Source organism: Actinoplanes sp. NPDC051633 (genome assembly GCF_040681735.1).
Taxonomy (GTDB): Bacteria; Actinomycetota; Actinomycetes; order Mycobacteriales; family Micromonosporaceae; genus Actinoplanes.
The window spans coordinates 1-11,177 of sequence record NZ_JBFAZH010000126.1 but is presented as its reverse complement, the minus strand read 5'-3'; the positions used below and the strand labels follow the sequence as shown (position 1 = coordinate 11,177).

Annotated in this window: 13 protein-coding genes, 1 tRNA gene and 1 pseudogene; 6 read left to right on the top strand and 9 right to left on the bottom strand. The window is 70.4% G+C overall.

Features of this window, described 5'->3' with window-relative positions:
* Positions 1-585: 585 nt before the first annotated feature.
* From AB0M20_RS10455 to AB0M20_RS10445, 3 genes and pseudogenes are all read right to left on the bottom strand, one after another.
* Entirely contained in the window at positions 586-1,002 is a 417-nt protein-coding gene (locus AB0M20_RS10455; protein ID WP_364296613.1) for a universal stress protein, read from the bottom strand.
* Positions 999-2,066 (bottom strand): annotated as a pseudogene (locus AB0M20_RS10450) (SLC13 family permease). Before AB0M20_RS10450 ends, AB0M20_RS10455 begins: the two are co-directional and overlap by 4 nt.
* Positions 2,067-2,151: 85 nt before the next feature.
* Positions 2,152-2,238 (bottom strand) — tRNA-Ser (locus tag AB0M20_RS10445).
* 93 nt (positions 2,239-2,331) lie between these two features.
* On the opposite strand from AB0M20_RS10445, the gene deoD reads away from it, so the two are divergent.
* Positions 2,332-3,048 (top strand): purine-nucleoside phosphorylase, encoded by a 717-nt coding sequence (gene deoD / locus AB0M20_RS10440; protein WP_364296611.1) that lies wholly within the window; start codon positions 2,332-2,334, stop codon positions 3,046-3,048.
* Here the strand turns inward: deoD and AB0M20_RS10435 are convergent.
* The 4 genes from AB0M20_RS10435 to AB0M20_RS10420 all read right to left on the bottom strand — a co-directional run bounded on the left by AB0M20_RS10435 (position 3,029) and on the right by AB0M20_RS10420 (position 4,729).
* On the bottom strand, positions 3,029-3,445 hold the full coding sequence (locus AB0M20_RS10435; RefSeq protein ID WP_364296615.1) for a nucleoside deaminase: 417 nt from the start codon (positions 3,443-3,445) through the stop codon (positions 3,029-3,031). The genes deoD and AB0M20_RS10435 overlap by 20 nt on opposite strands.
* A gap of 26 nt (positions 3,446-3,471) precedes the next feature.
* Complete coding sequence (locus AB0M20_RS10430) at positions 3,472-4,008, bottom strand: tRNA adenosine deaminase-associated protein (protein ID WP_364296609.1); 537 nt, start codon at positions 4,006-4,008, stop codon at positions 3,472-3,474.
* 96 nt (positions 4,009-4,104) lie between these two features.
* The gene (locus AB0M20_RS10425) at positions 4,105-4,311 is read right to left on the bottom strand and encodes a hypothetical protein (protein ID WP_364296607.1); all 207 of its coding nucleotides are present in this window, start codon (positions 4,309-4,311) and stop codon (positions 4,105-4,107) included.
* A gap of 67 nt (positions 4,312-4,378) precedes the next feature.
* Positions 4,379-4,729, bottom strand: a complete 351-nt coding sequence (locus AB0M20_RS10420) for a hypothetical protein (RefSeq protein WP_364296605.1) — start codon at positions 4,727-4,729, stop codon at positions 4,379-4,381.
* A 113-nt stretch (positions 4,730-4,842) separates the two neighbouring features.
* Between AB0M20_RS10420 and AB0M20_RS10415 the strand changes: the two genes are divergently transcribed.
* Complete coding sequence (locus AB0M20_RS10415; RefSeq protein ID WP_364296603.1) at positions 4,843-5,559, top strand: peptidoglycan DD-metalloendopeptidase family protein; 717 nt, start codon at positions 4,843-4,845, stop codon at positions 5,557-5,559.
* 179 nt (positions 5,560-5,738) lie between these two features.
* On the opposite strand, the gene AB0M20_RS10410 is transcribed toward AB0M20_RS10415, so the two are convergent.
* A complete protein-coding gene (locus AB0M20_RS10410) occupies positions 5,739-6,890 on the bottom strand; it encodes a PQQ-binding-like beta-propeller repeat protein (protein ID WP_364296601.1) in 1,152 nt (383 codons plus the stop codon).
* A gap of 114 nt (positions 6,891-7,004) precedes the next feature.
* Here AB0M20_RS10410 and AB0M20_RS10405 point away from each other — a divergent pair, with 114 nt between their 5' ends.
* Entirely contained in the window at positions 7,005-7,976 is a 972-nt protein-coding gene (locus AB0M20_RS10405; RefSeq protein WP_364296599.1) for a prephenate dehydrogenase/arogenate dehydrogenase family protein, read from the top strand.
* A 32-nt stretch (positions 7,977-8,008) separates the two neighbouring features.
* Entirely contained in the window at positions 8,009-8,584 is a 576-nt protein-coding gene (locus tag AB0M20_RS10400; protein ID WP_364296597.1) for a DinB family protein, read from the top strand.
* A 43-nt stretch (positions 8,585-8,627) separates the two neighbouring features.
* Here AB0M20_RS10400 and mtnA read toward each other — a convergent pair whose 3' ends face one another.
* Complete coding sequence (gene mtnA, locus AB0M20_RS10395) at positions 8,628-9,572, bottom strand: S-methyl-5-thioribose-1-phosphate isomerase (protein WP_364296595.1); 945 nt, start codon at positions 9,570-9,572, stop codon at positions 8,628-8,630.
* A gap of 19 nt (positions 9,573-9,591) precedes the next feature.
* On the opposite strand from mtnA, the gene AB0M20_RS10390 reads away from it, so the two are divergent.
* Entirely contained in the window at positions 9,592-10,668 is a 1,077-nt protein-coding gene (locus AB0M20_RS10390) for a PHP domain-containing protein (protein ID WP_364296593.1), read from the top strand.
* A 12-nt stretch (positions 10,669-10,680) separates the two neighbouring features.
* On the top strand, positions 10,681-11,177 hold a 497-nt coding region (locus AB0M20_RS10385; RefSeq protein WP_364296591.1), incomplete at its 3' end, for a DUF885 family protein.

Below are 11,177 nucleotides of genomic sequence, written 5' to 3'. Positions count from 1 at the left end.
GAGGCGTTCAATGAAAAACAGTTATCAAGCCCAAAAAGTAATTGAGGAAGTTATTAAAGAAAAACCAAATGGACACTGTTGCACCTTTGATTTGCCCTGCGGTCCGCCCATTTGGGCTTCGACCTCCCAGAGGCTCCCGTCGGTCTTCACGAAGACGTCCCGACGTGCAAGCCGGACGTCACCATTCCACCAGTGATGCTCAACTCTCACGCCCTCAACCCTAAGACAGACATCGACAGATCCGCCCGATGCAGTTTGTGAAACTTTCTCACTGACCGGCCCGGCGGCCTCATCCGATCCGTCGGACTTTGCCGCGATCACTTGCCTGGACCCGTATGTGTTTGGGCAGTCCCCCAGCCGTCACTCGACGTAGTCTTCGCAGGTCACAGGCGTTTCGCAGGATGCATTCGTGACGACGAAACGCCCGCGTTACGTCTAAGACATGTGACCAGGCTTTTTGATCTTGCTGTACGGCAGCTGAGAGCGGCCGGGAGCGGTTCCAGACGCCAAGGTGATTTTTCACAATGCGTAAGGTGAGACGTCTTTCCGACAGTACGCTGCGTGGCGAATCAGCCACCACCAGCGCTACTCCGGCCACACCAGCAGGACCCCGATCGGCGCATGATCGACGATGAAGCGGGTCGCGTGCCCGAGGCTGCGCGGCCCCGGCCGCTGCCGATCGCCGTCCCGCGCGACCACCAAGAGGTCGGCCTGACCTGCGGCTTCCACCACTTCGTGCTCGGGTCGCCCCCAGCGCATCAGCATCTGCGCATCCCGGCCCAGCCTGTCCTCCGCCGCCGACAGCAGCTCCCCACCGGCGTCGGCGAGCATCTCCCCGCCCGACGCCGACCGGCCCCGGCCGAGCAGTCCGGCCGGTCCGCTCATCGCCGCAACGGTGTCGACATCCACCACGTAGAGCAACGTGACGTCCCCCTCAAGCCCGCGCGACGCGTCGACGCACGCCTCCCACGTGTCGTCGGCGAGCCACACGAGGATCCTCACGACGGCGACATTCGCAGACTGAGCCACAGGGCCGCCACCCCCACGACCAGGCAGGCCGGCACGGTCAGCAGACCGAGCCGCAGAAACTCACCCGTGACGGGCGGTTCGCCGCGCCGATGCAGGATCTGCCGCCAGAGCAGGGTGGCCAGCGAGCCGACGTAGGTCAGGTTGGGCCCGATGTTGGCGCCCAGCAGCACCGCGAGCACCAGGCCGGGCTCGTGCGCGGTCAGCGGCAGCAACATGAGCGTGGCGGGCAGGTTGTTGAGCAGGTTGGCCAGCACTGCCGCCAACCCGGCCATGATCAGCAGCGCGACCAGCCCGGTCTCGTGCGGCGCGAGGCGATCGACCAGGCGCCCGAAGCCGCCGCGGCTCACCGCCAGCACGACGATGCCCAGGCCGAAGACGAAGAGGCAGAACCACGGATTGGCGGCGGCGAGAGCCGACTTCCAGGTCAAACCCTTGAGGGGTACGCACAGAGCGAGCGCGCCGAGGGCGGCGACAAAGGCGGGGTGTACGCCCAGCGGGCCGGCCACCACGAAGCCGGCGAGGGTCAGGCCCAGCACGACGAGCGCGTACCGCGGGGGCTCGATCCTCGCCACGGGCGCGGCCGGCCGGCTGATCCGCAGGTCGCCGGCGAAATACCAGCGCAGGACGGCGAACTCGACCGCGACGACGGCCAGCCAGGGCAGCACCATGAGGCCGGCGAAGTGCAGGAAGGACAGACCGGCCGCGCCCATCGAGGAGGTTGGTGAGGTTGGAGACGGGCAGCAGGATGGACGCCGAGTTGGCCAGGTGGCTGCACGCGTACACGTGGGGCTTGGGCCTGATCCGCAACGCGCCGGCGGTGGCGAAGACGACCGGCGTGAGCAGCACGACGGTCGCATCGAGGCTGAGCGCGGCGGTGACGGCAGCCGCGATGACGAAGACGGTGGCCAGCAGCCGGGGCGGCGACCCACGGGACCAGCGGGCGGCACGGCCGCAACCGCCTCGGGCAGCCCGCGAGGCCGCACCACGGCGAAACCAAGGACCCCGGCGAGCAATAACAACGAAACCAGGGTGCCCACGACGCCGAACGCTTCCCGACGCCAGGCCGTGGCAAACGCAAACGCCCGGCGGCTCACACGGAGCCACCGGGCGACTTACCTGGAGCGGTGGTGAAGGGATTTGAACCCTTGGAGGGCTTGCACCCTCACACGCTTTCGAGGCGTGCTCCTTAGGCCGCTCGGACACACCACCGCGAAGTAGGTTACCCGACGCCCCATCCGGCCCGTCGCCGGGTTGGCCCTGGCAGGATCGTGGCATGACCACACCCAACCGAAAGGGCGCCTCATGAGCGTGCACATCGGCGCGCAGCCCGGGGAGATCGCCGAGCGGGTGCTGCTGCCCGGCGACCCGATGCGGGCCAAGTGGATCGCCGAGACCTTCCTCGACGACCCCAAGTGCTACACCGAGGTGCGCGGCATGCTCGGCTTCACCGGCACCTGGCAGGGCGTTCGGGTCTCCGTGCAGGGCTCGGGCATGGGCATGCCGTCGGCGTCGATCTACACGCACGAGCTGATCAACGAGTACGGCGTCAAGAGCCTGATCCGGATCGGCTCGTGCGGCGCGCTCGCCGAGGAGCTTCAGCTCGGCGACGTCATCGCCGCGATCGGCAGCGCCACCGACTCGAACATGAACCGCACCCGCTTCGACGGCCTGGTCGACTATGCCCCGGTGGCCGACTTCGACCTGCTCCGCACGTCGGTCGACGTCGCGGAGCGGAGGAACACGACGATCCGCGTGGGCCCGATCCTGGCCGCCGACGCGTTCTACACCGACCGTCCCGACCTGTACGACGCCCTGGCCGCCTACGGCGTGCTGGCGGTCGAGATGGAGTCGGCGGCCATCTACACGATCGCCGCGCGCTACAAGGCGAAGGCGCTGACCATCCTGACCGTCAGCGACCACATCAAGCGTGGCGAGGCGATGCCGTCCGATCAGCGGGAGAAGGGCTTCACCGCGATGGTGGAGATCGGGCTGGACACGATCACCGGAAGAAATCCCTGAGGAGGGCGGCACACTCGTCCTCGAGCACGCCGGAGTAGACGGCGGGCCGGTGGTTGAGCCGCCGGTCCCGCACCACGTCCCACAACGACCCCACCGCGCCCGTCTTGGGCTCCCACGCGCCGAAGACCAGCGTCGACACGCGGGCCAGCACCAGCGCGCCGGCGCACATCGTGCACGGCTCGAGCGTCACGACCAGCGTGCAGTCGTCGAGCCGCCAGCTCCCGGCGAGCAGGGCGGCCCGGCGCAGCACGAGGATCTCGGCGTGCGCGGTCGGGTCGCCGGTGGCCTCGCGTTCGTTGCCGGCCGCCGCCAGCTCGTTGCCGTCGGCGTCGAAGATCACGGCGCCGACGGGTACGTCCTCCGGAAATGACGACGCCACCGACAGGGCGCGGCGCATCCACTCCTCGTGGAGCGGCCGGGTGATCACGCCTCGCGCAGCTCTTCCAGCTCGTCGGCGCAGCCCAGGCGCTGAGCGATCTCGGCGGTGATGTCGGCCGGCATCATGCCCTCGAGCGCGCACAGCGTCAGCAGCCGGTGCGCGCTGATCCCGAGGTCGGCCAGGATCTCGGCGTCACCGACCGGGTCGGCGTCCGGGTCGGCGGCGGGCTCGTCCTCCTCCTCGTCCTCCTCCTCGTCGGACGAGGGCGACACCGAGGCGGCCAGGTCGTCGATCCCCAGGGCCGGCGCCTCGATCTCGCCGAGCAGCAGCGCCCCGATCCGGGACTCCTCGGCGAAGATCGAATCCGACCCGAAGACCCGCAGGTCCTCGCCCTCGTCGAGACGCACGATCACCAGGTACTGATCGTCTGCCTCGACGAAGAGCAGGGACACCTCAGCGTCCGGCTCGGCGTCCAGCAGCCGGTCCGCCACTTCGTCGATGTCGGCGAGACCGGTCAGCTCGATCTCGGATGCCGTCCAGCCGTTCTTGCCGCGTGCGACGGCGGCAGCGAATGTCGACACGATTCCCCCACCACGCCAATGTCCTCAGCGACAGACGGTAGTCGCTGGGGTGTCACGTGGGCCGCGCCACGCCCCGAAGGAGTTAGGACTTAGAGGTCAGGAAACCACGCGCCGGCGCCGAACCGCGATCAGCTCGCGGATGCGGGCGCCGCGCAGACGCTCGGGGTGGGTGCGATGGCGCGCGGCCTTCGCATCGGCGAGGGCCGCGAGTAACTCCGCCCGCCGGCGCCGCCGGTCGGGGTCAAGCCGCTGTGGGGAAGAGGCCATGTCGCTGAGGTTGCCGAGTGCGACATCGTTCGTCAAGGCCGAGTGCTCTGCGCCACCAGAGCCACACCATCGGTCGATGAGAAACGCCACCAGACCTGGACAATCACCACAGCGGGAAGTCGAGGGTCGTGATCCAGCGGTACGTGACGAACCCCATCGCCACCGACAGCCCGGCGCCCGAGACGATGGCCACCCCGACGGCCACGCCGCGGTCCCCGAGGATCGACAGCACCAGCGCGACGATCCACGCCGTGACCGCCGCGACGACCGTCCACCAGGCGTAGCTGACCAGGTCACGGCCGATGAGGCCGAACAGCGCGAACCAGATCAGCGCGGCCCCCATGCCGGACAGCAGCGGGGCGGTGCCGATCGGGTGCGGCTCGCGATAGACCGGCCGCGGCGGCAGACCGGGCGGCAGCGACGCGGGCTGCGCCCCATAAACCGGGTACCCCATCCGGACAGCCTATCCGCGGACGCCGGGCAGCGCGGCTCGACGAGGTCTGCCAGGATGGCGCGGTGCTACGAGTGGGAACCCGACGCGCAGTGTGGGCCGTCACCGGTCTGACCATGCTGACCCTTGGTCTGTCCGGCTGCGGCAAGCCGGGCGGTGACCAGGATCTGGCCTCCGAGCCGCAGTTCGTCGAGCCGACGTCGGCCGCGCCGGCCACCTCCGCGCCGGTGCCGACGAGCGCCGCACCCACCACGAGCACGAGCGCGACGCCGAGCAAGAGCGCGAGCGCGAAGCCCAAGGCGACGACCGCGGCCCCGAAGTCGAACGTGTCCTATGTCTTCCCGGTCAAGGCGTCGAACGTCGCCTACCACCCGACCCACGGCAAGTACCCGGCGACGGACATCTTCGCGGACTGCGGCGAGCCGGTGGTGGCCACGACCGATGGCGTGGTGCTGGAGGTCAGCCTCAAGGACGCCTACGTGAAGGGCGCACCCGACGGCCCGAACAACGGCGGCCTGTCGGTCTCGCTGCTGGGCGACGACGGTGTCCGCTATTACGGCTCGCATCTGAGCAAGGTCAAGAGCGGGATCAAGGCGGGGGTACGCGTGAAGGGCGGCCAGCGCCTCGGCGACGTGGGCCGCACCGGCAACGCGAACAACGTCTGCCACCTGCACTTCGGCATCTCGCCGCCGTGCGCCAGGACCGGCGACTGGAAGACCCGCCGCGGCGTGATCTGGCCGGCCACCTATCTCGACTCGTGGCGCAAGGGCGGCGACAAGAGCCCGGTGGCCAAGGCGCAGTCCTGGCAGCGCAGCCACAACTGCAAGCCGTAGCCGAACGCCAAGATCAAATCGCCGCGCGGCGCCCCGCCGCCACCCCCACCCCGGGCACTGGGTGGGTCGGAGAGTAGGGCCCGGGTACGACATTTTCCGGCGGCCGTCCACAGCCCGAGGGCCGTACCTCCCGCCCGAAGAGGTACGGCCCTGCCAGGAAAGCCGTCAGCTAAGTCGCGTCAGCTGAATTGGGCGAGCCGCTTCACCGACTTGCCGTTGATGGTGGTGAAGGCACCCCCGGCGGCCAGCCCGCCGAAGGCCGAGTTGACGGCCATCGTCAGCACCCCGTCGATGCCGTTGCCGTTCGCGGTCCAGGACTGCAGCGAACCGTCCGAAGGGGACAGCGCCGCCAGCTTGACCCGCGCGGTCGACCCGTCCAGGCAGACGCCCTGCGCCCCGGTCCGGGCGGTCGTGCAGGCCTTGTCGAAGTGCCCGCCGACGTAGACGGAACCGCCGAGGGACGCGATCGCCTGGGCGTCGCCGTCGAAGGTCGCGGTCCATTGGAGTACGCCCGCGGTCGTGTACGCGTTGGCCTTGCCGCCCTGTCCCCCGCTGGCCGTGTAGACCCGGTCACCGTCCACCGCGATGGAGTACGCGATCACCGGCGCCTTCGGCTTGAACCCGGTCACGATCTTGCCGGTCGAGGGGTCGAGTGCGACCAGCCGGTCGTACCCGGAAGTGCTGTTGACCTTGTGGAACTTGCCCCCGGCATAGACCCGGTCGCCCGCGTGGGTGAGCGCCTCGACCTGGTCGTCGGCGGTCGGCTTCCAGGTGGCGTCGAGCGCGCCGCTGCTCAGGCTGAAGGCGGCCAGCCGGGTGCGGGTCTGCCCGTTCACCGCGGTGATCGCCCCGCCGACGTAGAGCTTGCCGGAGCCGACGGCCAGCGCGTACGGCTTGCCGCTGACGCTGTGCTTGAAAGCGCTCGACACGGCCCCGCTGGCAGCGTCCAGCCGCACCAGGCTGTCGCGCTTCTGGCCCGCGACGGTGGTGAACTCCCCGCCCGCGTAGACCGCCGAGCCGCTCACCGCGATGGCCTTGACCCGCCCGTCCGCGGCCGGCGCCCAGCTCAGCAGTTCCCCGGTCCGCGCGTCCACGGCGGCCAGCCGGTTCCGGACGACGGCCTTGCCCTTGACGACAACCGAGGTGAAGTCGCCGCCGACGTAGAGAGTGTTGCCGGAGTAGGCGAGCGCCAGCACCGTCCCGTTGAAGCCGGGAAGCACATCCGGTGTGGAGGAGATTGACGCGTTCGCCGGCCCGGCGACGCCACCGGTCAGTGCCGCCGCCACCAGAACGGCGATGCCCCGATTGAGAGATTTGCCCCTGTAAGTCACGAAGCAACCGTAACCGCGCGAGTCGTGCACTTCCAGTGACGAAACGGACAAACTGGACGACGAGATGGGTGGACCATGACCTGCCCGTATGGAGGAGTGTGCGAGAGTTCCGACGTGGACGTCGCGGTGCTCGGACTCGGCCTGATCGGCGGGTCGCTGCTGCAGGCGCTGGCCGCCGCGGGTCACCGCGTGGTCGGCTTCGACGCCGACCCGGCCACCCGGGGCACCGCCCGGACGGCCGCCGCCCGCGCGCGGTCGGGCGCGCGGTGGCAGGTGGCCGGCACGATGCGGGACGCGCTGGCGAGCGCCGAGCTGGTTGTGCTCGCGGTCCCGGCCCCGGCGCTGCGGCCGGTGATCGCCGAGCTGGACGACTTCGACGGGTTGATCACCGACGTCACCTCGATCAAGGGCCCGGTGCGCGAGCTGACCAAGGGCCTGCGCTTCGTCGGGGGGCATCCGATGGCGGGCAAGGAGACCTCCGGTTTCCGGGCCGCCGAGCCGGGGCTGTTCGAGGGCTGCGCCTGGGTGTTGTGCCTCGACCAGGAGACCGAGACGGCCGACTGGCTGGTGCTGGCCGAGCTGATCACCGGGCTGGGTGCGCGGGTGGTGCCGTCCACTGCGGCGGAGCACGACCGCGCGGTGGCCGCCGTCAGTCACGTACCCCACTTGCTCGCCTCCGCACTGACCGGCGTCGTCGCCGGCGATCCGTTCGCGGCCGCGGTGGCCGCGGGTTCCTTCCGCGACGGCACGCGCGTTGCCGCCACCCGGCCGGAGCTGATCGCCGCGATGTGCGGTGGCAACGCGCCCGCGGTCCTGGCCGCCCTCGACGAGGTGCGCAAAAACCTCGATGCCTTGGGTACGGCGCTCAGCGCGCCCGATCCGGCCGGTGCCCTCCGACCGCTGCTCGCCCCCACCAGCGCCGCCCGGTCGGCCTGGCCTCCGGTGCCGGGCGACCAGGCTGAGCTGCCCATTCGCCGCGATGTGCTGCTGCGGCTGGGCCGGGTCGGCGGCTGGGTCACCGAGGTCGATCGGGAACGTCGCAAAGTCGTGGCCATGCGGCCGGAAACTGACCGCAATAGCTTCTAACGTTGGCCTCAACGACGACGAAGGAGCACGAGATGCCTGGTCAGACCCGCCCCGTGAGCGACGAGCGCGATGGCCTGCTGGCCTTCCTCGAGCAGGCCCGATACCGCCTCAAGCTCACCGGGTACGGCCTCACCCCCGAACAGTTGCGGGCGGCGCCCAGCGCGAGCGAGCACAGTGTCGGCGGCCTGATCAAGCACACCGCGTACACCGAAGCCGGCTGGATCGACACGATGCTGCAGCGCCCGCCGACCTACCCGCAGCGCTATCCCTGGGACCAGCGCTTCGACGTCGAGGAGGGCGAGACCTACGAGGACATCGTCAAGTTCTACGACGAGGTGGCGGCGGAGACCGAGCGGGCCGTGGCGGGCCTGTCGCTCGACCAGGAGGTCCCGATCGACCACAGCGTCCCGTGGAACCCGCAGGAGTACGACAACTGGTCGGTGCGCTGGGTGCTCTTCCACCTGATCGAGGAGACCGCGCAGCACAACGGCCACGCCGACATCGTGCGCGAGACGGTCGACGGCGGCACGCAGTACACGCTGATGGCCGCCGCCGAGGGCTGGCCGGAGTCCGACTTCGTCAAGCCCTGGAAGCCGGCCAGCGAATAGTGGTAGCCCACCCACGCGTCCGCGGCCCGGATGCGTGGGTGAGCTACCACTTCTCGGCGGGGCGGATCACTCGGCGGTCGGTGACGATCGCGGTGATCAGGTCGTGCGGGGTGACGTCGAAGGCGGGGTTGGCGGCCGGGAAGGAGCCGTTGACCTCGTCCTGCGTACGGTCCTCGATGGGCACCGCCGCGCCGTCGGGGGTGTCCGCGTCGATGGTGGACTCGGGCGCCACCACCAGGAACGGGATGCCGGCGCGGTGGGCGCCGAGCGCGTGCGCGTACGTGCCGATCTTGTTCACCGTGTCGCCGTTGGCGCAGATCCGGTCGGCGCCGACCACCACCGCGTCCACCTCGCCGCGGGCCATCAGGAACGGCCCGGCGCCGTCCACGGCGACCCGGAAGTCGACGCCCGCCCGGGACAACTCCCAGGCGGTGAGCCGGGCGCCCTGCAGCAGCGGCCGGGTCTCGCTGGCGATCACGTCGCCGAGTGCACCGCGCCGGTGCAGCTCGAGGACCACGCCCAACGCGGTGCCGACGGTCACCGCGGCGAGCGCGCCGGTGTTGCAGTGGGTCAGCATCCGCGGACGCGGCCCGCACAGCTCGGTGATCAGATCGGCGCCGCGGGTGGCCATCGCCGCGGACGCCGCGATCTCCTCATCGCGGATGGCCAACGCCTCCTCGAGAACCGCCTCCGGGCCATCCGGAATCCTCGAGGCCGCCCGCCGGGCGCCCCGGGCCAGGTTCACGGCGGTGGGGCGAGCGGTCTCGATGGCCCGCACCTGCTCCTCCAGGTCGCTCCCGATGCGGACGGCTAGGGCGACGCCCAGCGCCCCCGCGACCCCCAGCGCGGGCGCTCCCCGCACCGCGAGCGACCGGACGGCGGCGATCAGTTCCTCGACCGTCGTGAGCCTCAGCAGGCGTTCCTCGGCGGGCAGCGCCGTCTGATCGATGATCACGATGGCGTCGTCCACCCAGTCGATCGTCCGCATGCCTCCTATTCTGCTTCTCATGGTTGCCCGAGACCCTGTCGCCGATCTGCGCCGCATCGCCTTCCTGCTGGAGCGCGCCAACGAGGCGACCTATCGCGTCCGCGCCTTCCGCACGGCCGCCTCGACGGTCGCCGGCCTGCCGCCCGACGAGCTGCGCGAGCGCGTCGAGCAGGGCACGCTGGCCAAGCTCAAGGGTGTGGGTGACGTGACCGCGCTGAGCGTGGGGGAGTCGCTGCGCGGCGAGGTGCCGGCTTATCTGCGCCGGCTGGAGACGACCGAGGGTACGGATCTCCAGGGCGCCGCCGCTCGACTGCGCGAGGCGCTGCGGGGCGACTGTCACGCCCACTCGGACTGGTCCGACGGCGGCTCGCCGATCGAGGAGATGGCGCTGGCCGCGGTCGAGCTGGGCCACGAGTACCTGGTGCTGACCGACCACTCACCACGGCTGACGGTGGCCCGCGGGCTGCAGCCGGCCCGGTTGCGCCGCCAGCTCGACTACGTGGCCAAGCTGAACGAGCAGCTGCCGGACGGCTTCCGGATCCTCACCGGCATCGAGGTGGACATCAACGAGGACGGGACGCTGGACCAGGAGGACGCGCTGCTGGAACGGCTCGACGTGGTGGTCGGCTCGGTGCACAGCAAGCTGCGCGACGAGGCGCCGCGGATGACCCGGCGGATGCTCCGGGCGATCGAGAACCCGCACCTGGACATCCTCGGCCACATGACCGGGCGCAAGGTCTCCGCCGCCGCGGCCGGCGTGAAGGCGGAGGGCGACCGGGCGCACCGCCGCTCGTCGACCCGGCCGCCGAGCGACTTCGACCTTGCCAAGGTGCTGGCCGCATGCGTCGAGCACGGCAAGGCGGTGGAGATCAACTGCCGGCCGGACCGGCTGGACCCGCCCAAGCGGATGCTGACCGCGGCGGTCGAGGCGGGCTGCCTCTTCAGCATCGACACCGACGCCCACGCGCCCGGCCAGCTCGACTGGCTGCGGTTCGGCTGCGAGCGCGCGGCATTGTGCGGCGTGCCGGTCGATCGGGTGGTCAACACCTGGCCGACGTCCCGGCTTTTGGAGTGGACGGACTCACACAAGCGATGACATTGTCGGCGCGTGGGAAACGTTGACGATCTTGCGAACCGTTACGTCGAGCAGTGGGCGCCGCTGAACCCCACCGGCGCGACCTTCATCGGCATTCCCGGCTACGACGACAAACTGGACGATCTGTCGCCGGAGGGATTCGCGGCGCAGGCCGAGTTCCTCCGCCGCTCGGTCGCCGAACTGGACGTCACCGAGCCGTCCTCCGAGGCCGAACAGGTCGCGAAGGACGCGATGCTCGAGCGGCTGGGTCTGGAGCTGGCCCGGCACGACGCCGGCTACACGGCCAGCGAGATCAGCGTGATCACCAGTGGCATCCACGGGCTCCGCATGGTCTTCGACCTGATGCCGACCGCCGGCGAGGAGGCCGCGGCGAACATCGCGGCCCGGCTGGCGGCCTTCCCCGAGGCGGTGCGGCAGTACCAGCGGACGCTGGTCGAGTGCGCCGATGCCGGCAACGTCAGCCCGCGCGCGCAGATGCTGGCGGTGGCCGGTCAGTGCGACGCGTGGAC